Consider the following 24,628-nt stretch of genomic DNA (forward strand, 5'->3'; position numbering starts at 1 on the left):
CCCTGCAACAGACAGCACTCTAGACTACTTGATCCCCGAGGATCCATTAGGCTCTATGTTTACCAAAACCTCGCCGGCAGCGATTTCAGGAACTCCAAGTTCGAGGTCGGGTAGACTGGCTTGAACAAATGCCAGTATCTTGGCGTTCGCTGCGTTGGCGCTTTCGCGGTCGTCAAATATCATCACCGCGATACCGACACCGTCGCCCGCATCCAGCACATGGTAAGATTTGAATCCCTGCGATTGTCTTAGGATCTCACCAACGCCGCTCTTGGCGCGACGAGCGGCGTCCGCGACCGAACGAACCTTGCTGTACTTGCGAATGACCATGTACATGGGGGCACCACGCGCCATACGCTCCTGCGCATCAAAGCACTTCGGTCCCGCTCGGACTAGTGCCAACTTCCGGGATGGGCCACAGCGTCCGGCTGGCGGACCGCAACGCGCCTGTCCAATGAGCCGTCCTCGCCCGAAGGGGCGAGGTGCTGAGGCTCAGGAGCCCTCGAACTTGAACGATACGTTGAGCTTGGCGCGATAGGCCTCAACTTTTCCCTGGTCATCCAGTTGCATGTCGAGCTTGACGACCTCTGCAATGCGAAGATCTCGGAGAGATTTAGCAGCTTGCTCGACTGCGTTAGCGGCCGCCTTCTCCCATGAGTCGCTGCTGGTACCGACCAGTTCAATGACCTTGTAGACGCTATCGGGCATGTTCGTCCTCCTAATCGGTAGGAGCAGGAAGTCTAGCACTGGGATCTCGACGCTGATACGTCTCGGGGGTGCCGCGGAAAGGGTCCGATTGGCTGTCGCTTTTCTCTTCGATCCAAAGAAGAACTCGGGTCGTCCTGTCGGAGATTACGCTCGCATTTTCAGCCCGGACGAACGCGGACCTTCGCGCTCTCCGGCTTCCCAGTATAATTTTGCGCGCCTAAGTCGTCATTGCCGCCAAGGTTCCGATCCATGAAGCGATGGCACCGCGTAAGCATCAGCAGCTTGGTGATTGCCCTGAGTCTGGTGTGTGCCGGGGCCCTGGTGGTCAATCAATCGCACGTGCCATCAGAGGCCATAGCGTCATCGGTCACACGTACTCCGGAGCTTATTGAGCGTGCGTGGCACCTGCCCGTGGCAGCAACATTTGAACGACACGTTGATTGGCAGTCAAATGGCTCTCGCTGCGGACCCGCCGCTGTTGCAAATGCGTATCGGTCCCTTGGCGAGGCGGCAAGGACGGAAGGCAAGGTGCTGGCCGGGACGTGGAGTTGCTGGACAGGCGTATGCATCATGGGGCTCACGCTTGATGAACTGGCCAACGTCGCCCAGTCCAACACCAGCCGGAAAGTTACGGTCTTGCGCGATCTCAGCGAAAACCAGTTTCTGGAGCATCTCCGTCGCTCCAACGATCCGCGACGACGCTACATCGTGAATTTCGATCGCGCGCATATTTTTGGTGCTGGTAGTGGACACCATTCCCCAATCGGGGGCTATTTCGAAGCCGAAGACCTCGTTTTCGTGCTCGATGTCAATTTCGATTTCCAGCCGTGGCTAGTCGAACGGAAGCGGCTGTTCGACGCTGTAAATACGTTTGACGGCGATAAGAAGAGGGGACTGCTGTTCATAGAGTAACATCCCGCTCCATGTCGCCTCGTGACCCTTAGCCCGATCATTTGAGGCAGTTGGGATGTCGTCTATCGGCGGTGGACAGAACGCGGGGGACCGTCTTGGCCTCGACCGGCGCTTGTGTGCCCTATGACGGCCGCCACTTGCCGCCGGGGTCTCGCTGAGCGCGACATACTGACCCCGGGAGGACATTTGGGCGGCAACCAAGCGGACGACACGCTAACCCGGGACCGCATGCGGCCCGTGAACTGGCCACTTCCGGCGCCCGCGCAACTCGCCGTAGACGCAGCGCAGGCCGAGTGTTCTATTTCGGAGTGCCGGTCTGGCTACCCGAACCCGTGGTCTGCTCACTTCCCGGCCGGCCCGGAGGATGCGCCGAAGCGGCCGGCTTGTCCTGATCGGCCACGTATCCGGACTCTCCGGAGTTGCGGGTCTTGATCCCTTTGTCCGCATCGCGCTGCATCTGCTCGTTGGGCTGGCCGGCCTTGAGCTCCCGGTCCACGTCGCGCTTCATCTCCTCCTTGGTTTGCTCACTGGGTGCGGCCTTTTGCTGTTGGGCCGTTGCTTGGAAGGTCATTGCGCTTCCGGCAACTACAATCAATGCGAGAATTGCTGTTCGCATGCTTCTCCTCCACGGCTTGCTCCGGCCCCTAAACGCGCGAACCTCCCAAGGTTTCCTAGTTCCAACCACTATTGTCGAACGTCACGTAGGACTAAGCAAAGGGCACTCGAACGGTCTTATGCGCACCAAGCCTAGGCGAGTCCGCCATCGACCCTGAAACACTGGCTGGTGATGCGCTGGCTTTCGTCGGAGGCGAGGAATAGTGCCATGCTCGCAATGTCTTCGGGCGTTACCGCATCGGGCACCGCCTGCCGCGAGCGCATCTCGGCGATGATCCGATCGTCCGGATACCACAGCCGGCGCTGGCGCTCGGTGATCACCATGCCCGGCGCGATCGCGTTGACGCGAATGCGGTCGGGACCGACCGACCGCGCCAGCGAGTTGGTGAAGCCGACGATCGCCGCTTTCGCCGCGGCGTAGACCGGCAGTGCCGGCGCGCCGCGCATCCAGGCGATCGAGGACATGTTGATGATCGAGCCGCCGCCGCGCGCCTGCATCTGCGGCACCACCGCTTGCGCCGCGAAGAAGACGTGCTTGAGATTGACGCCGATCATCCAGTCGAACTCGGATGGCGTGACCTCGGCGAGAACCTGGCGCTGATCGTTGGCGGCGTTGTTCACGAGAACGGCGGCGTCGCCAAGCGAGCGGCGGGCCTCTGCCATCGCGCTGCGCAGGGCATCGATGTCGAGGAGATCGCAGGGCACGAACAGCGGCGCGGGCCCGGACGAGGCCGCAATCTCCCGCACCAGGGCTTCGCCGGCGTCCCTATCGATGTCGAAGAAGGCGACCCGGGCACCTTGGCCCGCGAAGGCTCGGACGAAGGCGGCGCCGATGCCGCTGGCGCCTCCGGTGATCAGCACCACGCGGTCGGCAAGGCTGGAATAGGTCGTCTTCGTCATGCGATCAGGCGCTCCGTCTCGGGGTCGAACAGGCAAATGCGGCGAGTGTCGAGCGCGAAGGCGGCGGACGTGCCGGGCGCGGGGCGGATATCCGGCGAGACTCGCGCCATCGCGGGCTCGCCGCCAAGCCGCAGGAGCACCATGGTCTCGGCACCGGTCGGCTCGACCAGCTCCACCGGCGCCTCGACGAGGACAGGCGCTTCGCTGGAAAACGTGCGGCTGCCCTCGGCAATGCATTCCGGCCTGATTCCGAACACCACCTTGCGCCCGATAAAGGGTGCTGCGGCGTCATATCCCCTGAGGCGCAGACGAAGCTCGTCGGGCCGTCCTGCGCCGATCACGACGACCGGACCGTCATTTTCGGCCTCGAGCCGCGCCGGCATGGTGTTCATCGGCGGCGAGCCCATGAAGCGTGCGACGAACAGATTGGCGGGATAGCGGTACACGGTGTCGGGATCGGCGAATTGCTGCACGCTGCCCTGATGCATCACGGCGATCCGCGTCGCCATCGTCATCGCCTCGATCTGGTCGTGGGTGACATAGACGATGGTGGCGCCGATGCGCTGATGCAGGCGCTTGATCTCCATCCGCATCTCGACGCGCAGCTTGGCATCGAGATTGGAGAGCGGCTCGTCGAACAGGAAGAGCAGGGGATTGCGCACCAGCGCGCGCCCCATCGCCACCCGCTGGCGCTGGCCGCCGGACAATTGCGAGGGCTTGCGGCCGAGCAGCGGCTCGATCTGGAGCAGTTTTGCGACATTGGCGACCGCAGCGTCCTGCTCGGTCTTGGGAATGTGGCGGCATTCCATGCCGAAGGTGATGTTCTGGCGCACGGTCATCGAGGGATAGAGCGCGTAGGATTGGAACACCATGGCGATGTCGCGGTCCTTCGGCGCGACGTCGTTGACGACGCGGCCGCCGATTTCGATCGTTCCCGCGCTCGGGCGGTCGAGCCCGGCGACGATGTTGAGCAGGGTGGACTTGCCGCAGCCGGACGGGCCGACCAGCACGGTGAACTCGCCGCTCTCGATGTCGAGCGCGATGTCCTTCAGCACCTCCAGATTGGCGTAGCGCTTGGACAGGGCGCGAATGCTCAGTGCTGCCATGACAACTCCATCATTTCACGGCCCCGGCAGTCAGGCCGCGGACGAAGTACTTGCCGCCGAGAAGGTAGATCAACAGCGTGGGCAGCGCGGCGATGATCACCGCTGCGCTCTGCACGCCATGCTGCGGGATATCGGCGATTGCGGCGGACAGTGCGATGAGAGCTGCGGTGACGGGTTGCTGCTGGCCGGTGGTGAACGTCACGCCATAGAGGAACTCGTTCCAGATGTGGGTGAATTGCCAGATCACCGTGACGATCAGGATCGGCCCGGAGAGCGGCAGGATGATGCGCCAGAAGATGCGGAAGAAGCCGGCGCCGTCGATCCGCGCGGCCCTGATCAATTCATGGGGAACGGCGACGTAATAGTTGCGGCAGAACAGCGTGGTGAAGGAGAGCCCCTGAATGGTGTGAATCAGCACGAGGCCGGTCAGCGTGTTGATGAGGCCGACGTCCCGCAGCACGATGGTCCAGGGCAACAGACGCATCTGCTGGGGGAGGAACAGGCCAAGCGTCACGATGCCATAGATCCAGTTGTCGCCGCGAAAACGCCAGAGCGACACGGCGTAACCGGCGATTGCGCCGAGCAGGGTCGAGATGATCGTCGCCGGTATCGTGACGAGCGCGGAATTCAGCATGTAGGGCCGGATGCCGGCGCAGGTTTCGGCGACGCAGAAACCGCTCCAGGCCCTCGCGTAGTTGCTCCAGGCCCATTGTTGCGGCCAGCCGATCATCGAGGCCTGCGCGATCTCCTCGTTGCTGCGGAGCGAGTTCAGGACGACCACAACCAATGGCGCGAGATAGGCGGCCGCGACCAGCGACACGACGAGATAGATCAGAAGCCGGCTCGGCGCGAAGGTTCGCTCACGCATGGGTGGCCCGCCGTCGACGGAGATAACGCCAGGCTGCATAGGGCAGCAGCACCGCGAGCAGAATGAGCAGCATGAGCACCGCCGCTGCCGCGCCGCGGCCGAGCTGGCTGCGTTGGAACATGAGGTCGTAGACGACGAGCGCCGGCAGCTGGGTCGCGATTCCAGGCCCGCCATTGGTCAGCGCGCGGACGAGATCGAAGGCCGAGATCGCAAATTGCAGCTGGACTACGACCACGGTGATCGTGATCGGCCAGAGTGTGGGCAAGACGACGCGACGGTAGATTCGGATCGGCCCGGCGCCGTCGATCTGCGCCGCCTTGATGATGTCGGCGTCGACGGATCTGAGACCGGCGAGAAAGAGCGCCATGGCGAAGCCGGAGGATTGCCAGATCGCGGCGATGACGATGGTCCAGATCGCCATGTCGCGGTCGACCAGCCAGTCGAACCTGAAGGATGTCCAGCCGAGGTCGTGAACGAGCTTCTGGATGCCGATGCCGGGATTGAGCAGCCAGCTCCAGACCGTGCCGGTGACCACGAAGGACACGGCCAGGGGGTAGAGGAAGATGGAGCGCAGCACGTTCTCGCCGCGAATGCGCTGATCGAGCAGGATCGCGAGCAGGAGACCGGTCACCAGGCTCAGCAGCACGAAAGCACTGCCGAACAGCAGCAGATTGTCGAAGGCGATCTGCCAGTTCCGGCTCGCCAGGACCGCCGAGTAGTTGCGCAGACCCACCCAGCCAGTGACAGGAACCAGGGTGGAGGGGGTGAACGAGATCCAGATCGTCCAGAGCGAAAACGTCACCAGATGCGCCGCGGACAGGAGCAGCGGCACCCAGATCATCAGATATTCGGGCAGCCGGCGCACCCAGTCGGGCGTCGCCGGCCGCGCTGCTGTTGCGACCACGTCGGTCAACGCGCACCCTCGACGGCATCGGCAAGACGAGTGACCGCCTGCTCCGGCTTGATCGTCTTGTTCTTCACGTACTCGGTGAGCACGTCGATCATCGCGGCGGTCAGGCCGTTTTGCTGCGCCATGTTGTGGGCAAGGCTGAGGACGGCCTGATTGTTGGCGACCGCGTCCTTCAGCGCGGCTGCGGTCCGCCGTTGGCCGTCCGACCAGCCTTCGCCGGAGAGGTCGACATCGGTGCGCACCGGAATCGATCCGGTGATCTGCGAATACATGGTCTGGATCGCCGGATCCATGACGAGCTGGGCCATCAGCATCTGGCCGGCCTGCAAGTCAGGCTCCTTGCGCTGCCAGAAGATGAAGGCATCGGCATTCAAGAGGAAGACCGGCTTGCCGTTGTCGCTGGGCCCGGGCGCGATGATGAAATCGTCGAACTTGAACCCGGCGTTGCGCAACACGCCCTGGGCCCATCCGCCCTGGATCATCATGCCCATGTCGCCATCGATGAAGCGCTTCAGATTGGTGGCATAGGGCTGTGCGCCAACATTGGGGTCGCACCAGTCGGCGATCTTGCGGGTTTGTGCGAAGGCAGCCTTGATCTCGGGCCCCTCCAGCGCCTTCTTGTCGAGGTTCATGATCGCCGCGCGATATGCGGTCGGGCTGATGCCGGCGAAGGAGGCCTCGAATTTTTGCCCGTCATCGGGACGGGTGCCGCCATTGGCGAGTGGGTAGTTCATTCCGGCCGACTTCATCTTGTCGGCAAGTTCGTTGAAGTCAGCCCAGGTGACGGGGATCTTGTCGGCCTTAGCCTTGTCCATCCCGCGCTTGGAGAGGAACAGCATGTTGGTGCTGTAGATCTGGAGCGGCAGGGCGATCCACTTGCCTCCCGGCTTGTGCAATTTCGCAAGGTCCGGCGCGACCACCTTCTCATAGCCGGCGGCGGCGACAATGCTGTCGAGATCCACGGTCGGAGCAATCTTCGACCAAGCCGCGATCTCGGGCCCCTTGAGCTGCGAACAGGCCGGCGGATCGCCGGCAATGATCTGGGCCCGCAGCTTGTTCATCATCTCCGTGGTGAAGCCTGGGACGGGCGAGTGCTGCCAGACGCCCCCTTTCTCCTCGAATTTCTTACCGAGCGCCGTAATGGCGGCCCCATCGCTGCCCGCCGACCATTGCGAGATTGCGGTCAGTCGCGGCTTGGCCGCGCCTTGCGCGCGGGCAAGGTGCGGAAATGCGAGCGCGGCAGCAGATCCAGCGAGCAGACGACGCCTTGTTGTTGTGATCGGCATGGCAGTTCCTCCCGGTGTGAAATCTTTCGCCCTTGCGGGCCGTTCAGGCTCAGCGCATGTCAGGCCGCCTCCGTCGATGCCGCGGGCATGCCGCCACGGCTGGCGAGACAGAAGGCGGCAAAGGCGAGCGCAGCCTGCGGGTCGTTGCCCGTCGACGGCGGCACGAAGGCGAGGGAGACCTGTGCCAATTTGCGTCCGCCCAGCAGGCAGGCGTCGATGCCATCGACCAGTGCTTTCCGATCCTCTTCAGCGAGAAGCGACGGCCAGCCGCTGATCGCAACGCCGCCGCACGGCTTGACGTTCAGCGTATTGCCGATCGCAAGGCCGAGCCGGAACAGCCGCCGGCGCAACTCCTGCCGCACGCGCGCTGAGATCGGGACCGTGTTGACCCATTCGTTGCCGAGCTGGAGCAGCTCGGTCTCAGAAACGCCGAGAAGCGCGGCCAGCGCGGGAATCGACGTATAGGCCTCGACGCAGCCGTGATGTCCGCAGCGGCAGCGCGGTCCGTCAGGCCCGAACACCATGTGGCCGAGCTCGATCGGCTGCAGAGCATCGGCCTCGGCCGGATCATCCATCCAGGCGCCGGCGACGCCGTGGCTGACGAGCACGAACAGATGCGTGTCGTTGAACGGGTAGTTTTCCGTGCGGCAGCGGTGAAAGGTGGCATGCGCGACGACCGAATTGGTGAATTCGAGCGGCACGCCCGCGAACATCGCGCCGAACATGTCGCTGATGCGAGCGACGTCGCAGGGAATGATCGGATTGGCCGATATGCTGAGACGGCCGAGGCCGGGAATCGAGACGCCGATCTGCGAGAGGGTGATCCGGCGGCGTCGCGTCCAGTCGCGCAACAACGTCATCGCTTCGCGAAATGCCCGGCCGACGGTCTCGACGTCAGGCGTCTTCGGGAGCGGCACGCGCTCGGTGTAGTGCAGTTCACCCGACAGGCCGCCGACCCCGACGCTGAGCCGCTGCGCCGTCAGCTCGAAGGCTGCCAGCGCCACCGCGCCGTCGAGCGACACGAGACCGGTCGGGCCGCCGACATAAGGGGCAGGGCGCCGCACTTCCTCGATCAGGCCCTCGGCCTTCAGGTCAAGCAGGATGCGCGACAGGCTCGCTTCCGATAGACGCACGGCCTTGGCCAGCGGCGGACGAAACGAGCCGCCCGACTGAAGCAGATGAGTCAAAATGGCAGCGCGCGTCTGCCGCCGACTTCTCGGCTGCTCCGGCATTTCCATCCCTGTCGTCATTCTTACTTAGAGTAAGAATGCGCGCGGAGCATTTCGGCTGTCAAGGCGCTTGCCGCCGTGAGCACGGACTTGTTGTTGTGCGTGGCAGCACGAGGAAAGTGCGGGCGCAAAACAAAACGGCGCCATCTTGCGATGACGCCGCTTCGAAAGCCGTGATGGCCTGACGTTAGCGCTTGTCGATCGGAACGTAATCGCGCTTTGCGACGCCGGTGTAGAGCTGGCGGGGGCGGCCGATCTTCTGCTGGGGATCCTCGATCATCTCGCTCCACTGGCTGATCCAGCCGACGGTGCGGGCGACCGCGAACAGCACGGTGAACATCGAGACCGGGAAGCCCATCGCCTTCAGCGTGATGCCCGAATAGAAATCGACGTTCGGGTAGAGCTTGCGGTCGATGAAGTACTGGTCGCTGAGCGCGATCTTCTCGAGCTCCATCGCCACCTTCAGCATCGGATCGTCGCCATGGCCGGTCTCCTTGAGCACGGCATGACACATCTTCTGCATGATCTTGGCGCGCGGATCGTAGTTCTTGTAGACCCGGTGGCCGAAGCCCATCAGGCGGACTTCGGAGTTCTTGTCCTTCACCTTGGCGATGAACTCGGGGATCTTGTCGACCGTGCCGATCTGATAAAGCATGTTCAGCGCGGCCTCGTTGGCGCCGCCATGGGCCGGGCCCCAGAGGCAGGCGATGCCGGCCGCGATGCAGGCGAACGGGTTGGCGCCCGAGGAGCCGGCGATGCGCACCGTCGAGGTCGAGGCGTTCTGCTCGTGATCGGCGTGCAGGATGAAGATCTTCTCCAGCGCGTCGGCGAGCACCGGGCTAACCTTGTAGTCCTCGCAGGGCACCGCGAAGCACATGTTCAGGAAGTTCTCGGCAAAGCCGAGCGAGTTCTTCGGATAAATGAAGGGCTGGCCGACGGTGTACTTGTAGGCCATCGCAGCCAGCGTCGGGATCTTCGCAATCATGCGCATGGAGGCGATCATGCGCTGCTTCGGATCGTTGATGTCGGTGGAGTCGTGATAAAAGGCGGCGAGCGCGCCGACGGCCGCAACCATGATCGCCATCGGATGGGCGTCGCGGCGGAAGCCCTGGAAGAAGCGGGCCATCTGCTCGTGCACCATCGTGTGATGGGTCACGCGGTAGTCGAAATCCTTCTTCTGCGCGGCGGTCGGCAGGTTGCCGTAGAGCAGGAGGTAGCAGGTCTCCAGGAAGTCGCCGTGCTCGGCGAGCTGCTCGATCGGGTAGCCGCGGTATTCCAGCACGCCCGCGTCGCCGTCGATATAGGTGATCTTGGACTGGCAGCTCGCGGTCGAGGTAAAGCCCGGATCGTAGGTGAACAGGCCGGACTGGCCGTAGAGCTTGCCGATATCGATGACGTCAGGCCCGACGCTGCCGCTGAGGATCGGAAGATCGAAATTCTTGTTTCCGACCGTCAGCGTCGCGGTCTTTGGGCTTTCTTTTGCGTCCATCAGAGGTCCCCGATGTGTGGTGAGACGGGCCGGAGCCGGAGACCCCCAGGGCGACCATAGGGGCAGGCCGGATGTTCCAGAATGTGGGGGAGATGGGTATATTATTGCTATGTGCGCTGCAAGATCGCCGCACGCATGGTCGACTTACGTCGTAGCCTGATCCCTAAGCCGGCCGAGGCTTTCCTGGCGCCCCAGCACGTCCAAAACCTCAAATATACCAGGGGACGTCGTCCTTCCGGTGAGCGCCGCCCGAAGCGGCTGGGCGACCGCGCCGAGCTTGAGACTATTTTCCTCGGCAAAGGCGCGCAGCGCGGCCTCGGTGGTGGCGCCGCTCCACGTCTCGACTTTCTCCAGCGCGGAATGTAGCTGGCCGATCAGCTTGCGGTTCTCGGGCGTCAGCAGCGCCTGCGCCTTGGGATCCGGTGCCAGCGGCCGGTCGGCGAAGATGAAATGGGCGCCGTCGATCAGCTCGATCAAGGTCTTGGCGCGCTCCTTGAGGGCCGGCATGGCCTTGAGCAGCTGCGCGCGCGTGGTGTCGTTTAACTTGGCCTTGATCTCGTCGCGGCTCGGCACGATGTGGTCGAGCACGTCCTCGAACATCTTCACGAGCGATTGATCGTCGGCGTGGCGGATGTAGTGGCCGTTGAGGTTTTCCAGCTTGGCGAAATCGAAGCGGGCGGCGGCGCGGCCGACGCTGCCGAGATCGAACGCTTCGATCATCTCCTCGGTCGAGAAGATCTCCTGGTCGCCGTGGCTCCAGCCGAGCCGGACGAGGTAGTTGCGCAGCGCAGCCGGCAGGTACCCCATCGCGCGATAGGCATCGACGCCGAGCGCGCCATGCCGCTTGGACAATTTCGAGCCGTCCGGGCCGTGGATCAGCGGGATATGGGACATGCTGGGCAGCGCCCAGCCCATCGCATCGTAGATCTGCTTCTGGCGCGCGGCGTTGATCAGGTGGTCGTCGCCGCGGATCACATGGGTGACGCCCATGTCGTGGTCGTCGACCACCACGGCGAGCATGTAAGTCGGGTTGCCGTCGCCGCGCAGCAGGACGAGATCGTCGAGGTTCTCGTTCTGCCAGACCACGCGGCCCTGCACCTGGTCCTCGATCACGGTCTCGCCGGTCTGCGGCGCGCGCAGGCGGATGGTGGGCTTGACGTCGCTCGGAGCCGTCGCCGGGTCGCGGTCGCGCCACATGCCGTCATAGAGGCGGGTGCGCCCCTCGCTGCGCGCCTTCTCGCGCATGGCGGCAAGCTCCTCGGCGGTGGCGTAGCAGCGATAGGCCTTGCCGTCGGCCAGCAGCTGCTCGGCGACCTCGCGGTGCCGGGCGGCGCGGGCGAACTGGTAGATGACCTCGCCGTCCCAGCCGAGCTCGAGCCACTTCAACCCGTCGAGGATGGCGCCGATCGCCGCCTCCGTGGAGCGTTCCCGGTCGGTGTCCTCGATCCGCAGCAGCATCTTGCCGCCGTGCTTCTTGGCATAGAGCCAGTTGAACAGCGCCGTGCGGGCGCCCCCGATATGGAGGAAGCCGGTCGGCGAGGGAGCGAAGCGCGTGACGGCGGAATCGGACATTCTTGGCAGGGCCTATGCATTGGAGGCGGTGGTGTATAGCAGGAACGGGACATAACTAAAGGGCGACTGCGGACCCGGCAGGCCTTGCTTATGCTCTTGGCGCGGCCACGCGAATTTGGCAGAAGGACCGCTGATTTCCCTACAGGATTTTCGTAATGACAGAACCGGTGGCAGCTGAGGTTGGGCGCGATTTCATTCGTGACATCATCCAGGCCGACCTCGATCAGGGCAAATATAAGGAGATCGTGACCCGGTTCCCGCCGGAGCCCAACGGCTACTTGCATATCGGCCACGCCAAGTCGATCGCACTCAACTTCGGCGTCGCCCAGGAGTTTCCCGGCCGCTGCCACCTGCGCTTCGACGACACCAATCCGGTCAAGGAAGAGCAGGAATATATCGATTCCATCCAGGCCGACGTGCGCTGGCTCGGCTTCGACTGGGGCAAGAACTTGTTCTTCGCCTCGGACTATTTCGACCGCCTGTACGAATGGGCGGAGCAGCTGATCCGCGACGGCCTCGCTTATGTCGACGACCAGACCCAGGAGGAGATCCGCCTCTCGCGCGGCACGTTGACCGAGCCCGGCAAGAATTCGCCGTTCCGCGAACGCTCCGTGGAGGAGAACCTCGACCTGTTCCGCCGCATGAAGGCGGGCGAATTCCCCAACGGCGCGCGCGTGCTGCGGGCCAAGATCGACATGGCCGCGGGCAACATCAATCTGCGCGACCCCGTGCTGTACCGCATCCTGCATGCGCACCATCCGCGCACCGGCAACGCATGGTGCATCTATCCGAGCTACGACTATGCCCACGGCCAGTCGGATGCCATCGAAGGCATCACGCATTCGATCTGCACGCTGGAGTTCGAGGACCACCGGCCGCTCTACGACTGGTTCATCGAGAAGCTGCCGGTGCCGTCCAAACCGCACCAGTACGAATTCGCGCGGCTGAACCTGACCTACACGCTATTGTCCAAGCGGGTGCTGACGCAGCTCGTCCGCGACGGCCATGTCGCGGGCTGGGACGATCCGCGCATGCCGACCATGGCGGGCATGCGCCGGCGCGGCGTGCCGCCGGCCGCGCTGCGCGAGTTCGTCAAGCGCATCGGCGTCGCCAAGGCCAACAGCGTCGTCGATGTCGGCATGCTGGAGTTCTGCATCCGCGAGGAGCTGAACCGCACGGCGCAGCGGCGCATGGCGGTCTTGAAGCCGCTCAAGGTGGTGATCGAGAATTATCCGGAAGGGCAGACCGAGGAGCTCGAGGCGATCAATCATCCCGACGATCCCTCGGCAGGCACGCGGAAGATCACGTTCGGCCGCGAGCTCTATATCGAACAGGACGACTTCATGGAGAACCCGCCGAAGAAGTTCTTCCGCCTGTCGCCTGGCAACGAGGTGCGGCTGCGCTATGCCTATTTCGTCAAGTGCACCGGCGTGATCAAGAACGACAAGGGTGAGGTGGTGGAGCTGCGCTGCACCTATGATCCCGCGACCAAGGGCGGCAATGCGCCGGACGGCCGCAAGGTCAAGGCGACCATGCACTGGCTGCCGGCAGCGGCCTCCAAGTCGGCGGAGATCCGCATCTACAACCCGCTGTTCGCTAATCCGAGCCCGGATGCCTCAAACTTCGCGGCCGATCTTAACCCGAACTCGCTGGAGATCCTCGCCGATGCGCGGGTCGAGGCATCCGTTGCGGAGAGCAATTCGACCGAGCCGATGCAGTTCGAGCGTCAGGGCTATTTCGTGCGCGACAAGGACTCGACGCCCGGCAAGCCGGTGTTCTCGCGCACCATCGGCCTGCGCGACACGTTCGCGAAGGAAGTCGCCAAGGGTTGAGAAGGGCTGAGCAGGACATGAGCAGCGAAGCCGACGCCATCGTTTCCGCCATCATCGCGAAATGGTGCGCCGGCTTCGCGACGCTCGATGCAGCCGCGCTGTCGTCGCTCTATGCGAGGAACGCGTTCTTCTTCGGTTCGAACCCGAAGCTCTATCGCGGCCGAGATGGCGTCGCCGACTATTTCAACGGCCTGCCGCGCTGGGGGAGGCCGAGCGCGACCTTCTCCGACGTGCACGCCGCGCAGGCCGGCCCTGATCTGATCAACATGGCCGCGACCATCACGTTCGATCTCGCGGGCGAGCGGGATGATCTCGTCGTCAAGATGAGCTGGGTCATCATCCGCGAGGACGGCGACTGGAAGATCGTCAATCACCACGCCTCGTCGCAGGCGCCGCTGATCTGAGCAGGACTCTCTTCACCAGTTTGTCATTCCGGGATGGCCCGAAGGGCCAGGCCCGGAATCCATAACCCCAGTTCGTGGTTATGGATTCCGGGCTCGCGCCAAGTGGCGCGCCCCGGAATGACGGAAGGATACGAACCGGAGTTCTCTCCGAGGGTTGAGGTGACTCCAAAGGGCACCATCATTTCATCGACAAGGGCGTTGTTGCCGATGTCGAAGGACACAAGGTGAGGCTGTCTGCCAAGGCGGACGTCGCCGTGACGATGAAAGAGGAAAAGTAAGCCGGTCCACGCCTGTTCCTGATCTGTACCGCTATTCGCGCAGCCGCACGGTCCGGTAGCCTCTGCAGCCGTCGCGTATCGTAAGGTGCAGGGGAATGGCGGAGCCGGGCCGGCCAGGACGGTCCCAGGGAGTTGCCGGGACGTGGCCGGTCGGCCGCGCCGCCCCGGCCGGCGGCTTGGCGCCAGCGGGCCTCGGCATCTGGCCGGCGATCGTCGACACGCTGCGCCAATGGGCGCGGGCCGAGGCCGGGCCTGGCCGGTTGTTGCCGTGGGTGCCGGTCGCCTTCGGCGGCGGCATCGCGCTTTATTTCGCCGCCGATCATGAGCCGGTGCTGTGGGTGGTTGCCGCCACAGCCATCGCGCTGATGCTCGGCGCGTTGCTGCTGCGGCGAAGTCGGCTGTTTGCGCCTGCTATCATGCTCGCGGCGGTCGCGGCTGGTTTTGCCGTGGCGACCTGGAAGACCGCGCGTATCGCGCACACCGTTTTGGCAAAACCGCTCTATTCGGTGTCGCTGTCGGGCTTCGTGGAAGCGCGCGACATCCGCGAGCGCACCGATCGCTTCGTGCTGCGCGTCAGCGCGATAGAGGCGCAGCGCAGCGACGTCAAGCTCGAGCGCGTCCGCCTCTCGGTGCGCAAGGGCACGGCGCCGGAGGTCGGCAGCTTCGTGCAATTGAAGGCGCGGCTGATGCCGCCGATCTCACCGGTGCGCCCCGGCAGCTACGATTTCTCGCGCGACATGTTCTTCCAGGGCATCGGCGCCTCCGGCTTCGTGATGGGCGCGATCACGGCGTCCTCGCCGCCGGATGGCGGCGGCCTGCGGCTGCGCTATGCCGCCTTCATGCAGGGCCTGCGCGACGCGATCGATGCGCGCATCCGCGCAACGCTCGAAGGCGACAACCGCGCGATTGCGACGGCGCTGCTCACGGGGCGGCGCGATGCGATCACCGCGCCCGTGAACGATGCCATGTTCGTCTCGGGACTCGGCCATGTGCTGTCGATCTCCGGCTATCACATGGCGGTCGTCGCCGGCGTCGTCTTCTTCGCGGTGCGCGCGCTGCTGGCCTTGATCCCGGGGCTGGCGGCCGGCTTTGCCATCAAGAAGTGGTCGGCGGCGGCGGCGCTGGTCGCGGCCGCGTTTTACCTTCTGCTGTCGGGCGCGGAGGTCGCGACGCAAAGATCTTTCTTCATGACGGCGGTGGTGCTGATCGCCGTGATGGTCGACCGCCGCGCCATCACCTTCCGCACGCTGGCGGTGGCGGCGCTGATCGTGCTCGCGGTCGCGCCGGAGGCGTTGGTGCATCCGAGCTTCCAGATGTCGTTTGCGGCAACGCTCGGGCTGGTGGCGCTGGTGCAGATCGGCATGCCGAACCTGCTCGCCTCGCCCGATCATCCCGCAACGGCGCGGATCGCGTTGTGGGGCGGCCGCGAGATCGCGATGCTGTTCCTGGCCTCGCTGATCGCGGGGCTCGCGACCACGCCATACGCCGCCTTCCACTTCCATCGCGTGACGCCATACGGCGTGCTCGCCAATCTCGGCGCCATGCCGGTGGTCTCGGCGCTGGTGATGCCGGCCGGGCTGTTGGGGCTGCTCGCGGCGCCCTTCGGGCTCGACGGCGTGTTCTGGTGGTTGATGGGGATCGGCATCGAGTGGATGGTCCTGGTCGCGCGCTGGGTGGCGGCCCTGCCGGGCGCCGTTGGCCGCATTCCCGCCTTCGGGATCGCGCCGCTGATCGCGGCGAGCCTCGGGCTCATCGTGATGGGCCTGTTGCGCACGCCCTTGCGCTGGTCCGGCGCCCTGGTGCTGCTGGCAGCGATCCTCTGGGGACTGTCGGTACGGCAGCCGGATATCCTGATTGCCGGGGACGGCGCGAGCGTCGCGGTCCGGGGCGGGGATGGGCGCTTGCAGGTGATCCGCGCCAGCAAGGACAGCTTCCTGCTGAAGGAGTGGTTGGCTGCCGATGCCGATCCGCGCGATGCCGGTAACGCCTCGATGGCGAGCGGGGTGTCGTGTGACGAGTCCGGCTGCGTGGCGCCGCTCGCGGACGGACGACTGATCGCGTTGGCGACGCGCATCGACGCGCTGGCCGATGATTGCAGCCGCGCCGCGCTGGTGGTGACGGCGCGGCCCGCGCCGTCCGATTGCGCGGCGATGGTGGTCGATCGGGCGCGTCTTGCCAGTCAGGGCGCACTGGCTCTGACGCGAAGCGGAGAGGGTTTTTCGGTGCAGGCGGTGAGAGCGAGAGGGGCAAGCCGTCCCTGGCTGCCTGCCGGCGCCGGCGAGGGGGATTTCGACGGCAGCCTGGTGCCGAAGGCGGCCGTGCCCCGCAGCCGGGACGCAACGCCATCGGAGGCCGACTTGCAGGCCGACGATTGACGCGGATCACAAATACCAGGCCAGCACGGCGTCAAGCCTTCCGTTGCCGATGACCGGCAGGGCCACCATTCGGCTCAGCCCGGCTGCGCAGGCTTCGGAGCCGGCTATCGAGCCGTCACGGGTGAGATCGTCGTTGAGCGCGGGCATGCCGGCGGCCCAGGCGCCGCCGATGCTGCCTTCGCCCCTGGCGATGGACTGCGCCGCATAGCGTGCGGCGAGGTCGGTCTGTGCGCTGCAATCGCCGGCGCGAAAGACCAGCGCCGAACGGTCCTCGTTCGGGACCCAGATCTCGAAGCGTCGTGCAATCGGCGTTGCCTGCGCGGACAGGAATGTCAGAACCCAGGTCTGGTCGGTACCGGTTCCGTAGGGCACGCCGACGCCGAGATTGATCCCGACCTTGGCGGCGTCCTCCCAGCGCAAGAAGCTCTTGGCGTCGTGCAAGTCCTTGATGATCAGTGGCAGGCCCGCCTTCCAGGTGCGTCCGGGCAGGCCGAAGCCGCGCGGAAATCTGGTGTGGCGGGAGTTGAATTCGAACATGTCCGCGGTGCCGTAATAGCCATCGACGAGCCCCATCTCATGCGAGAGATCAGGATCGTTGTGCCAGAGTTCGATCGCGCCGACGTGCGCCTCGTCGTCGCCGCAGAACAGCACCAGCACGGCTTGCAGGAATTCGCCCGCGAACACCGGCACCGCCACGCCGCAGGTGAGGCCGGCCGCAGCGGCCTGATCGGTCCGCTTGAAATAGGAGTTGGCGAATTTCGTGAGGATGACGGGGTGGCCACAGGCCCAGGCCTTGCCTGGAAGTCCCTCGTCATATCCGAAGTGCAGCTCTTCGCTGACGGCCTTGAACGCGGACAGCCCTTCGTCGTAGAGGCCGCCGCCGAATTCCAGCCGCATGCGCGTCCGGTCGGGTACCCAGAGTTCAACGACGCGAATGAAGGTCTTCATCGAGTCTGTCCGCCGCCTCAAGCCACTGCAGCATCGGTCATTTGGCTGCGGAGCGAACGTTCAAAATTCAGGCAGGACGGCCCAAACTTCATGCGGCGACGAGGCGCGGCGGCGGGCTCGCCGATCGAATGTCCTGAAACAAAAACCCACCGGGCTCGCCGGCCTCGGCCGGCGACGGCAATTTCAATCCCGGGCTCGGCCTTTCGGCCGAAGGGCGTCAGCCGATCGGCAGGCGCGTGATCGTGGGCCGCGTGTCGGCGACGGTCTGCGGCTTGTGCTCGCGCTCGGGGGCCGGCTGCGTCACCGGCAATTGCAGCACGGTCGCGCGCTGGCCTTCGACGAGCTGCGTCACCAGCACATATTTGCCGTCGGGAAATTCGATCGCGTCATGATGGCGATCGGGAATGTGCGGGTCGATCTTGCCGAACTTGCCGACGCGAGAGTTCACGGTGCGCGTCCAGATCCAGCGGTTGTCGTAGCGGACGTCGTCGGCGAAAGCGAGCTCCGTTCCCGGCAGCAGACAGACCGCGACGGAGGGATCGGCTTCAGAAGCGAAGCCGCGCGTCGAGGTGCCGCGGAAGGTTGTCGTGACGATCGTCTCGCCGACTACGGCGGGGCGCGTCGCGACGGCATGCAGGCTGTAGTCACACATCGGGTGCTCCTCATGCTGGGATAGCGACCCGCGTCTCTTTCGAGGCGCAGGCCTCTATCAGAGTGGAAGCATACAACGCTCTGCTCGGTTATGGGCAAATCTGCGGCTCGCGTTCGCAGCACGCGATCACATTATCTTTCCCGGATTCGATAGGAACAAACCTCGCGTCCTTGCATTTGGCCGCAGCTATCAGCACTGCCGGCACAACTCTACCGGCGAAGCAGAGAGAGATTGCTGCGCGCCTGCACGGGCGAATGTCGCGCGGGAAGATAGACCGGACAGCCGGCGCAGAACCAGACAAACCGTCCCGCCGGAGCGGACAAGTATCCGCTCCGATCCTGGATCGCCGATGCCGATCGAAGCGCGCGCGGCGCTTGAGACTTCCGGTATCAGTACTTCCGATAAAGCCCGATCAGCTTACCCTGGATCTTCACGCGGTTCGGCGGAAGAATGCGGACCTCGTAGGCGGCATTGGCGGGCTCGAGCGCGATCGAGGCGCCGCGGCGGCGGAAGCGCTTGAGCGTGGCCTCCTCGTCGTCGATCAATGCCACCACGATGTCGCCGGTATTTGCGGTCTCGTTGCGCTGGATCAGCGCCATGTCGCCGTCGAGGATGCCGGCCTCGACCATCGAATCGCCGCGCACTTCGAGCGCGTAATGCTCGCCCGAGCCGAGCATGTCCGGCGGCACGCTGATGGTGTGGCTGCGGGTCTGCAGTGCCTCGATCGGCGTGCCGGCGGCGATGCGGCCCATCACGGGCACCGCGACGGGGCGCTCGCCCTCGTCCGCGGGCGGGCTGGAGCTCGCGCGCACCTTGCCGAGATTGCCCTCGATGACGCTCGGGGTGAAGCCGCGGCGATTGCCGGCGGCGGCCTGGAGCTCGGGCAGCTTGATCACCTCGATGGCACGGGCACGGTTGGGCAGGCGGCGAATGAAGCCGCGCTCCTCGAGCGCAGTGATCAGGCGATGGATGCCTGACTTCGAGCGCAGGTCGAGCGCATCCTTCATCTCGTCGAAGGACGGCGGCACGCCGCTTTCCTTCAGACGCTCGCTGATGAACCGCAGAAGCTCGTATTGTTTGCGCGTCAACATCTCGACCAAAGTCCCCCGGTTGATGTCGTTCGATTCCGAGACGATGAAGTCGGCAATAAGCCGCTACATCCTCGAAACAAATCATGAACGGACACTATATGTTCGATATGTGTTCCGCAACTGCTTAATTTATGGTGAACGCGGCCAAACTCGCGGAATGCGTGTGGCTGGGTGGCTCAGACGGGCAGCCGGAGCACCTCGCAAGGCGTCCCTGCCTCGGCCTTCGGCGCGAACGGTGCACGCACGAGAAGTACCTGTGCCGCAGCGAGATTCGCAAGCAGGGAGGAGTCCTGATGGCTGACGGGAAGGGCGACGCGCGTGCCGTCGTCGCGCACCTCCAGCCGCGCACGCAGATAATCCTCGCGCTGGTCGTTGGCGGCGAGATCGCGGCCCAGCACGGCGCGCTCGCGCTGATGATGAATCGCTGAACGGCCCGACAGGGCGCGAATCAAGGGCACCATGAACAGGAAGGCGCACACGTAGGACGACACGGGATTGCCGGGCAGGCCGATCACGCGCATCGCGCCTAGTCGACCGTGCATCATCGGCTTGCCGGGCCGGATCGCGATCTTCCAGAACGCCATCGCGATGCCTTCGCCCTTGAGCGCCTGCTGGACCAGGTCGTGGTCGCCGACCGACGCACCGCCGGTCGTGATCAGGATGTCGGCGCCGCTCTCGCGCGCGCTGCGGATGCCGGCGGACGTCGCCTCCAGCGTATCGGCGGCAATTCCGAGGTCGATGGTCTCGGCGCCCTCGCTGCGGGCGAGCGCATGCAGGGCATAGCCGTTGGAATAGACGATCTGGCCGCGACCAGGCGTGGTGCCCGGCATCACGAGCTCGTCGCCGGTGGCGAGAACGGCAACCCTCGGGCGGCGGATGACGGCGAGATGCGGATGATTCATTCCGGCGGCAAGGGCGAGATCGCGCTCGGTGAGACGGATTCCCTTGCGCAGCAGCACGTCGCCTTCGCGGAAGTCGACGCCTGCAGGGCGGATGTGCCGGCCGAAAATGGCGGCTTCCTTGATCGTGACATGTTTGCCGTCGGCAGCCGTGTCCTCCTGGATCACGACGGCATCGGCGCCGTCGGGAACGACGCCGCCGGTGAAGATCCGCACGGCTTCGCCGGGGCCGACGCTTCCCGCGAACGGCCGGCCCGCCGCGACCTCACCGACGACGGTCAACCTCGAATCGTATGCCGCGTCCGCCGTGCGCACGGCATAGCCGTCCATCGCCGACATTGCCTCCGGCGGCTGCGTGCGCCGTGCCGCGACATCGCGGGCGAGCACACGATGGTAGGCCTCGTCGAGGCAAACCATCTGTTCAGCCAGCGGCTCGACGCCGGCCAACACCGCGGCAAGCGCGTCAGAAACCGGCATCAGGGCCACGGGCGAACTCCTGCTGAGCACATCAGTCAATGGGCGGCGAGAGTTCTAGCCGAGTGCAGGCGTGAGGCAAAGCAGCACGCGGGATGATTTATCCTGCGTGATCGCGGGTGGAGGAGGTCGGCTCAACTCCGCCGCGGCATGATGCGGAAGGCGAGACAGACCGGAACGAGGATTGCCATGGCAAGGACGAGAATGACGAGCGCCACGGCCAGCATCGGTCAACGCTCCGTCGGATCGCCTGGACTGAAATCCGCGACGTCGGGCGCCTTGGGACCCTGATCTTTGTCGGGCAGCGGATCGGCCTGGGATTTCAGGTCGGCGGCCTTGCTGATCAGCTTGGCGGAGAGGTCAGAATCCGAGGTGGTTCTAGCGAATTCGAGCAGGAGAGAGGCTTGCTTGGTGAGATAGGTCTTGCCCAGCACGTCGATCAGTCCAATGTAGAAGTCCCAACGGACTCATGAGTCCGAAAGGTGGTATTCCGTTCCCGGAACTCTGTATAAAAATGCACAAAGTGATCAGGTTCCACAATTTCAGCAGTTTTTGTTCCGGGAAGTGATCGCGTTTCGGGCTTTCCCGCGGCTCAGATCCCCAGTGCTTTCAATGCGCTCCCGACATCACGCGGCGAGGTGACATGCACGGCGGTCAACCCGCGCGCCCGCGCTCCCTCGATGTTCTCGGCGAGGTCGTCGAAGAACACGATGCGCTCGGCCGGCACGCCGATCGCCGCCACGACATGGTCGAAGGCCTCGGCATCCGGTTTGCGCAGGCCGATGCTGGAGGACAGATACAGCTCGCGGAAATGGCCGAGCAGACCGGCATATTCCTTCGAGAAATAGTCGACGTGCGGCCGGTTGGTGTTGGAGAAGGCATAGAGCGGCATCTGCTTCGCCGCCCGCGGCAGCAGCTCGGCGATATCAGGCATCTCGCCGGCGAAGATCGCGTTCCAGCCTTCCAGGAATTGCGCATCCGAGATGCCGATCCCGAGCGAGGACCGCAGCGAGGCGAAATAGTCCGCATCGCTGATCTTGCCCATCTCGTGCAACCGGTAGGCCTCGTCGCGCACATAGCGCGCGATGATGGCCTCGGGCTGGCAGCCGGCATGTCCCGCCCAGCAGGCGATCGCCTTGGAGAAGTCGATGTCGAGCACAACGCGCCCGAGGTCGAACAGCAGCGCATCCGCGCTGCCGGGAGAGAGCGATGTCATTGCGTCCTTCACTTCAGTATGGCGCGTCAGTAACGATAGGGCTCGTGATCGAACAGCGGGAACGCGCTGAACACGCTGGGCGCGTTGGTGGCGGTCGCCGGATGCAGGCAGGATTTATCGATCTCGGCGAATGAGGTGGCGCCCAGGAGGCCGAGGCAGCGCAGCACCTCGTCTTCGAGCAGCTCCAGCATCCGTGCGACGCCGGCTTCGCCGGCTGCCGCCAGCGCCCAGCATTGCAGCCGGCCGATGCCGACGAGGTCGGCGCCCGCCGCGATCGCCTTGACGATGTCGGTGCCGCGGCAAAAGCCGCCGTCGACCATGATCCTGGCGCGGCCCTTCACGGCGTCGACGATCTCCGGCAGCACGTGCATGGCGCCGCGGCCGTGGTCGAGCTGGCGTCCGCCATGGTTGGAGACGTAGATCCACTCGACGCCGTGATCGAGCGCGATCTGCGCATCCTCGGCCGTGGCGATACCCTTGAGGATCAGCGGAATTTTGAACGTATCCTTGATCATCTTCACGGTCCGCCACTCCAGGCCCTTCTGGAAATCGCCGCCGGTGGCGCGCAGGCGGCTCTCGCGAACGTAGCGCTTGGCGATGTCACGTTCACGACGGCTGTAATGGGCGGTGTCGACGGTCAGGCAGAAGGCGGCATAGGCGTTCTTCTCGGCCCGGCTGACGACATCGGCGACGAAGGCATCGTCGCCGCGGACATAGAGCTGATAGAGACGCAGTGCATCGGGGGCAGCCTCGGCGGTCGTCTCGAGGCCGGGCTCGGACACCGAGCTCAGCATGTGCGCGGCGCCGAACCTGCCTGCAGCGCGCGCGACGCTCGCCGCGCCATCCGGATCGAAGATCTCGAGTGCGCCGACGGGAGCCAGCACCACCGGCAGACGCAGCTTGCGGCCGAACTGCTCGACGCTGCCATCGATCCTGCGCACGTCGCGCAGCACGCGCGGGCGGAAGGCGATCTCGTCGAGCGCCATGCGATTGCGCCGCATCGTGGTCTCGGTCTCGGCGGCGCCGACGATGTAGTCCCAGGCATTCTGGTTGAGGTTGGCGCGCGCCTTCCGGATGAACTCGTGCAGGTTCTGGAACGGCTCGTCGCTGGCGCCGAGCTCGACGTTCCGTTCCGGCCGGATGCGGGGCGCTTCATTCATTGTTGTCCTCCCGAGAATTTGAAGTCTTGTCGCCATCGCCTATCGCGTCCGGCCCTCCAAAACCATCCTAAAATCGCATAGCTGCGAGGCGTGAGCGGCTCGGACCGGCGTCGTGTTGCTTCGAAACAGTTTCGGAACGTTGCCAAAAGTTTAGGCCAAGGCGAAGAGATTTCTTCGGTGTACCCGCCAGCGCGGCATCCCGGCCTTGAAGAAACCAGAATGGTATTGTGAGAGATGGACTGGATCGCCATTTGCATGGCGTTTCCCAGCCTCAAGAGAAACGCCAAGCAAAAGGCACCTTCATGCGGAAAACCCTGCTGTTCCCCCTGGGCGCGCTCACGGGAGCGTGCCTGACCCTTCTGGTAGCCAGCCCGCAGGGCGGCGTATGGGCAGCGCGGGCGGCAGTGAGTGCGAATGATGCTTATTCCCAGCTCAATCTGTTCGGCGCGGTGTTCGAGCGGGTCAAGGCCAGCTATGTCGAGAAGCCGGACAATGCCAAGCTGATCGAGGGGGCGATCACCGGCATGGTGACCTCGCTCGACCCGCATTCGCGCTACATGAACGCCAAGGCCTGGACCGAGATGCAGGAGACCACCTCCGGCGAGTTCGGCGGGCTCGGCATCGAGGTCACGATGGAGGATGGCCTCGTCAAGGTCGTCTCGCCGATCGACGACACGCCGGCTTCGAAGGCCGGCATCATGTCCGGCGACCTCATCGGCAAGATCGACGGCGAGGCCGTGCAGGGCATGACGCTCGAGCAGGCGGTCAACAAGATGAAGGGACCGGTCGACACCAAGACCAAGCTGACCATCATCCGCAAGGGCGCGGATGCGCCGCTCGAGGTTGCGATCACGCGCGAGATCATCCATGTGCGTCCGGTGCGCTTCCGCGTCGAGAACGGCGACATCGGCTATATCCGCATCACCTCGTTCAACGAGCAGACCGCCGACGGCCTGAAGAAGGCGATCGCCTCGGTCTCCAAGCAGGTCCCGCCGGAGAAGCTCGCCGGCTATGTGGTTGATCTGCGCAACAATCCGGGCGGCCTGCTCGACCAGGCCGTGTCGGTGTCGAGCGCCTTCCTGCAGCGCGGCGAGGTCGTTTCGACCCGCGGCCGCAGTCCGGAAGAAACCCAGCGCTTCACCGCCCATGGCGGCGACCTCACCAAAGGCAAGCCGATCGTGGTGCTGATCAACGGCGGCTCGGCCTCGGCCTCGGAGATCGTTGCCGGTGCACTGCACGACCACAAGCGCGCGACGTTGATCGGCACGCGATCGTTCGGCAAGGGCTCGGTGCAGACCATCATTCCGCTCGGCTCCGGCAATGGCGCGCTGGCGCTGACCACGGCACGCTACTACACGCCGTCGGGCCGCTCGATCCAGGCCCAAGGCATCGCGCCCGACATCGAGATCCTCCAGGACGTGCCGCCCGAGCTGAAGGGGCGGATGGACACCATGGCGGAATCCCAGATGCGCGGGCATCTGTCGGCCGACGGCACCGAGCAGACCGGATCGCAGTCCTACGTTCCGCCGGAAGAGAAGGACGATAAGGCTCTGCACGCAGCCTACGACTTCCTCCGCGGCGTTACGGCAAATGCGATCGCCGCCAAGCCTGCGACGAAGGCCGCAGTGCCGAACTAGATCTTACGACGTTTCGGATCATGTTTCGCCCGGGAGCGGAGGACCGCTTCCGGGCGATTTGGTTTGC

At 64.7% G+C, this 24,628-nt stretch carries 23 protein-coding genes and 1 pseudogene; 6 read left to right on the forward strand and 18 right to left on the reverse strand.

Going from position 1 to position 24,628, the window contains the following annotated elements:
- Positions 1 to 24: 24 nt before the first annotated feature.
- Positions 25 to 336: a hypothetical protein gene (locus tag ABIA45_RS07490; RefSeq protein WP_036009997.1), complete on the reverse strand. Its 312-nt coding sequence runs from the start codon at positions 334 to 336 to the stop codon at positions 25 to 27.
- A 156-nt stretch (positions 337 to 492) separates the two neighbouring features.
- Positions 493 to 708, reverse strand: coding sequence for a dodecin family protein (locus ABIA45_RS07495; RefSeq protein WP_036010047.1), 216 nt, complete (start codon positions 706 to 708; stop codon positions 493 to 495).
- Between the two features lie 249 nt (positions 709 to 957).
- On the opposite strand from ABIA45_RS07495, the gene ABIA45_RS07500 reads away from it, so the two are divergent.
- The gene (locus tag ABIA45_RS07500; protein ID WP_275510023.1) at positions 958 to 1,620 is read left to right on the forward strand and encodes a phytochelatin synthase family protein; all 663 of its coding nucleotides are present in this window, start codon (positions 958 to 960) and stop codon (positions 1,618 to 1,620) included.
- 298 nt (positions 1,621 to 1,918) lie between these two features.
- Here the strand turns inward: ABIA45_RS07500 and ABIA45_RS07505 are convergent, their stop codons facing one another.
- The 9 genes from ABIA45_RS07505 to gltX form a co-directional block, all read right to left on the reverse strand.
- Positions 1,919 to 2,236, reverse strand: a complete 318-nt coding sequence (locus ABIA45_RS07505) for a hypothetical protein (RefSeq protein WP_225124099.1) — start codon at positions 2,234 to 2,236, stop codon at positions 1,919 to 1,921.
- Positions 2,237 to 2,367: 131 nt separating this feature from the next.
- Entirely contained in the window at positions 2,368 to 3,135 is a 768-nt protein-coding gene (locus ABIA45_RS07510; protein WP_404651564.1) for an SDR family NAD(P)-dependent oxidoreductase, read from the reverse strand.
- On the reverse strand, positions 3,132 to 4,241 hold the full coding sequence (locus ABIA45_RS07515; RefSeq protein WP_157283609.1) for an ABC transporter ATP-binding protein: 1,110 nt from the start codon (positions 4,239 to 4,241) through the stop codon (positions 3,132 to 3,134). Before ABIA45_RS07515 ends, ABIA45_RS07510 begins: the two co-directional genes overlap by 4 nt.
- 10 nt (positions 4,242 to 4,251) lie before the next feature.
- Complete coding sequence (locus tag ABIA45_RS07520; protein ID WP_198399728.1) at positions 4,252 to 5,109, reverse strand: carbohydrate ABC transporter permease; 858 nt, start codon at positions 5,107 to 5,109, stop codon at positions 4,252 to 4,254.
- Positions 5,102 to 6,022: a carbohydrate ABC transporter permease gene (locus ABIA45_RS07525; protein ID WP_198399729.1), complete on the reverse strand. Its 921-nt coding sequence runs from the start codon at positions 6,020 to 6,022 to the stop codon at positions 5,102 to 5,104. The genes ABIA45_RS07520 and ABIA45_RS07525 overlap by 8 nt, the downstream gene beginning before the upstream one ends.
- Positions 6,019 to 7,305: an ABC transporter substrate-binding protein gene (locus tag ABIA45_RS07530; RefSeq protein WP_157283611.1), complete on the reverse strand. Its 1,287-nt coding sequence runs from the start codon at positions 7,303 to 7,305 to the stop codon at positions 6,019 to 6,021. Before ABIA45_RS07530 ends, ABIA45_RS07525 begins: the two co-directional genes overlap by 4 nt.
- A 59-nt stretch (positions 7,306 to 7,364) precedes the next feature.
- The gene (locus ABIA45_RS07535; protein ID WP_271537986.1) at positions 7,365 to 8,543 is read right to left on the reverse strand and encodes an ROK family transcriptional regulator; all 1,179 of its coding nucleotides are present in this window, start codon (positions 8,541 to 8,543) and stop codon (positions 7,365 to 7,367) included.
- A gap of 178 nt (positions 8,544 to 8,721) precedes the next feature.
- On the reverse strand, positions 8,722 to 10,023 hold the full coding sequence (gene gltA / locus ABIA45_RS07540; RefSeq protein ID WP_157283613.1) for a citrate synthase: 1,302 nt from the start codon (positions 10,021 to 10,023) through the stop codon (positions 8,722 to 8,724).
- Between the two features lie 144 nt (positions 10,024 to 10,167).
- Complete coding sequence (gene gltX, locus ABIA45_RS07545) at positions 10,168 to 11,595, reverse strand: glutamate--tRNA ligase (protein WP_404651565.1); 1,428 nt, start codon at positions 11,593 to 11,595, stop codon at positions 10,168 to 10,170.
- 155 nt (positions 11,596 to 11,750) lie between these two features.
- On the opposite strand from gltX, the gene ABIA45_RS07550 reads away from it, so the two are divergent.
- The 4 genes and pseudogenes from ABIA45_RS07550 to ABIA45_RS07565 all read left to right on the forward strand — a co-directional run bounded on the left by ABIA45_RS07550 (position 11,751) and on the right by ABIA45_RS07565 (position 16,484).
- Positions 11,751 to 13,427, forward strand: coding sequence for a glutamine--tRNA ligase/YqeY domain fusion protein (locus ABIA45_RS07550; protein ID WP_404651567.1), 1,677 nt, complete (start codon positions 11,751 to 11,753; stop codon positions 13,425 to 13,427).
- A gap of 17 nt (positions 13,428 to 13,444) precedes the next feature.
- On the forward strand, positions 13,445 to 13,831 hold the full coding sequence (locus tag ABIA45_RS07555) for a nuclear transport factor 2 family protein (RefSeq protein ID WP_157283616.1): 387 nt from the start codon (positions 13,445 to 13,447) through the stop codon (positions 13,829 to 13,831).
- A gap of 158 nt (positions 13,832 to 13,989) precedes the next feature.
- Positions 13,990 to 14,109: pseudogene (locus ABIA45_RS07560) on the forward strand (DUF2171 domain-containing protein); the annotation flags it as partial.
- A 95-nt stretch (positions 14,110 to 14,204) separates the two neighbouring features.
- Positions 14,205 to 16,484: a ComEC/Rec2 family competence protein gene (locus ABIA45_RS07565; RefSeq protein WP_404651569.1), complete on the forward strand. Its 2,280-nt coding sequence runs from the start codon at positions 14,205 to 14,207 to the stop codon at positions 16,482 to 16,484.
- A 6-nt stretch (positions 16,485 to 16,490) separates the two neighbouring features.
- Here ABIA45_RS07565 and ABIA45_RS07570 read toward each other — a convergent pair whose 3' ends face one another.
- The 7 genes from ABIA45_RS07570 to ABIA45_RS07600 all read right to left on the reverse strand — a co-directional run bounded on the left by ABIA45_RS07570 (position 16,491) and on the right by ABIA45_RS07600 (position 22,924).
- Positions 16,491 to 17,432, reverse strand: a complete 942-nt coding sequence (locus ABIA45_RS07570) for a GAF domain-containing protein (protein WP_271537721.1) — start codon at positions 17,430 to 17,432, stop codon at positions 16,491 to 16,493.
- A 217-nt stretch (positions 17,433 to 17,649) separates the two neighbouring features.
- Positions 17,650 to 18,084 carry a hypothetical protein gene (locus tag ABIA45_RS07575; protein WP_271537723.1) on the reverse strand — a complete coding sequence of 145 codons (435 nt, stop codon included), beginning with the start codon at positions 18,082 to 18,084 and terminating at the stop codon, positions 17,650 to 17,652.
- A gap of 389 nt (positions 18,085 to 18,473) precedes the next feature.
- Positions 18,474 to 19,175, reverse strand: a complete 702-nt coding sequence (lexA, locus tag ABIA45_RS07580) for a transcriptional repressor LexA (protein WP_036009965.1) — start codon at positions 19,173 to 19,175, stop codon at positions 18,474 to 18,476.
- Positions 19,176 to 19,351: 176 nt separating this feature from the next.
- Positions 19,352 to 20,560 carry a gephyrin-like molybdotransferase Glp gene (glp, locus tag ABIA45_RS07585; RefSeq protein ID WP_271537726.1) on the reverse strand — a complete coding sequence of 403 codons (1,209 nt, stop codon included), beginning with the start codon at positions 20,558 to 20,560 and terminating at the stop codon, positions 19,352 to 19,354.
- Positions 20,561 to 20,778: 218 nt separating this feature from the next.
- On the reverse strand, positions 20,779 to 20,982 hold the full coding sequence (locus ABIA45_RS07590; protein WP_128265692.1) for a hypothetical protein: 204 nt from the start codon (positions 20,980 to 20,982) through the stop codon (positions 20,779 to 20,781).
- 158 nt (positions 20,983 to 21,140) lie between these two features.
- On the reverse strand, positions 21,141 to 21,764 hold the full coding sequence (locus ABIA45_RS07595) for an HAD family hydrolase (RefSeq protein WP_404651572.1): 624 nt from the start codon (positions 21,762 to 21,764) through the stop codon (positions 21,141 to 21,143).
- A 26-nt stretch (positions 21,765 to 21,790) separates the two neighbouring features.
- Positions 21,791 to 22,924 (reverse strand): alpha-hydroxy acid oxidase, encoded by a 1,134-nt coding sequence (locus ABIA45_RS07600; protein ID WP_271537729.1) that lies wholly within the window; start codon positions 22,922 to 22,924, stop codon positions 21,791 to 21,793.
- A 302-nt stretch (positions 22,925 to 23,226) separates the two neighbouring features.
- Between ABIA45_RS07600 and ABIA45_RS07605 the strand changes: the two genes are divergently transcribed.
- Positions 23,227 to 24,561 (forward strand): S41 family peptidase, encoded by a 1,335-nt coding sequence (locus ABIA45_RS07605; RefSeq protein WP_404651573.1) that lies wholly within the window; start codon positions 23,227 to 23,229, stop codon positions 24,559 to 24,561.
- Positions 24,562 to 24,628: the final 67 nt, after the last annotated feature.

Source organism: Bradyrhizobium sp. USDA 336, from assembly GCF_044908355.1.
GTDB classification, from domain to species: domain Bacteria; phylum Pseudomonadota; class Alphaproteobacteria; order Rhizobiales; family Xanthobacteraceae; genus Bradyrhizobium; species Bradyrhizobium yuanmingense.

Excerpts from the sequence above, each read along its gene's own strand:
- gltX (WP_404651565.1), bottom strand. The coding sequence starts at position 11,595 with ATGTCCGATTCCGCCGTCACGCGCTTCGCTCCCTCGCCGACCGGCTTC.
- ABIA45_RS07515 (WP_157283609.1), bottom strand. The coding sequence starts at position 4,241 with ATGGCAGCACTGAGCATTCGCGCCCTGTCCAAGCGCTACGCCAATCTG.
- ABIA45_RS07500 (WP_275510023.1), top strand. The coding sequence starts at position 958 with ATGAAGCGATGGCACCGCGTAAGCATCAGCAGCTTGGTGATTGCCCTG.
- ABIA45_RS07555 (WP_157283616.1), top strand. The coding sequence starts at position 13,445 with ATGAGCAGCGAAGCCGACGCCATCGTTTCCGCCATCATCGCGAAATGG.
- ABIA45_RS07605 (WP_404651573.1), top strand. The coding sequence starts at position 23,227 with ATGCGGAAAACCCTGCTGTTCCCCCTGGGCGCGCTCACGGGAGCGTGC.
- ABIA45_RS07530 (WP_157283611.1), bottom strand. The coding sequence starts at position 7,305 with ATGCCGATCACAACAACAAGGCGTCGTCTGCTCGCTGGATCTGCTGCC.
- ABIA45_RS07565 (WP_404651569.1), top strand. The coding sequence starts at position 14,205 with ATGGCGGAGCCGGGCCGGCCAGGACGGTCCCAGGGAGTTGCCGGGACG.
- ABIA45_RS07600 (WP_271537729.1), bottom strand. The coding sequence starts at position 22,924 with ATGAATGAAGCGCCCCGCATCCGGCCGGAACGGAACGTCGAGCTCGGC.
- ABIA45_RS07570 (WP_271537721.1), bottom strand. The coding sequence starts at position 17,432 with ATGAAGACCTTCATTCGCGTCGTTGAACTCTGGGTACCCGACCGGACG.
- ABIA45_RS07490 (WP_036009997.1), bottom strand. The coding sequence starts at position 336 with ATGTACATGGTCATTCGCAAGTACAGCAAGGTTCGTTCGGTCGCGGAC.
- ABIA45_RS07505 (WP_225124099.1), bottom strand. The coding sequence starts at position 2,236 with ATGCGAACAGCAATTCTCGCATTGATTGTAGTTGCCGGAAGCGCAATG.
- ABIA45_RS07510 (WP_404651564.1), bottom strand. The coding sequence starts at position 3,135 with ATGACGAAGACGACCTATTCCAGCCTTGCCGACCGCGTGGTGCTGATC.
- ABIA45_RS07495 (WP_036010047.1), bottom strand. The coding sequence starts at position 708 with ATGCCCGATAGCGTCTACAAGGTCATTGAACTGGTCGGTACCAGCAGC.
- ABIA45_RS07575 (WP_271537723.1), bottom strand. The coding sequence starts at position 18,084 with ATGTGTGACTACAGCCTGCATGCCGTCGCGACGCGCCCCGCCGTAGTC.
- ABIA45_RS07550 (WP_404651567.1), top strand. The coding sequence starts at position 11,751 with ATGACAGAACCGGTGGCAGCTGAGGTTGGGCGCGATTTCATTCGTGAC.
- ABIA45_RS07595 (WP_404651572.1), bottom strand. The coding sequence starts at position 21,764 with ATGACATCGCTCTCTCCCGGCAGCGCGGATGCGCTGCTGTTCGACCTC.
- ABIA45_RS07520 (WP_198399728.1), bottom strand. The coding sequence starts at position 5,109 with ATGCGTGAGCGAACCTTCGCGCCGAGCCGGCTTCTGATCTATCTCGTC.
- lexA (WP_036009965.1), bottom strand. The coding sequence starts at position 19,175 with ATGTTGACGCGCAAACAATACGAGCTTCTGCGGTTCATCAGCGAGCGT.
- gltA (WP_157283613.1), bottom strand. The coding sequence starts at position 10,023 with ATGGACGCAAAAGAAAGCCCAAAGACCGCGACGCTGACGGTCGGAAAC.
- ABIA45_RS07535 (WP_271537986.1), bottom strand. The coding sequence starts at position 8,543 with ATGGAAATGCCGGAGCAGCCGAGAAGTCGGCGGCAGACGCGCGCTGCC.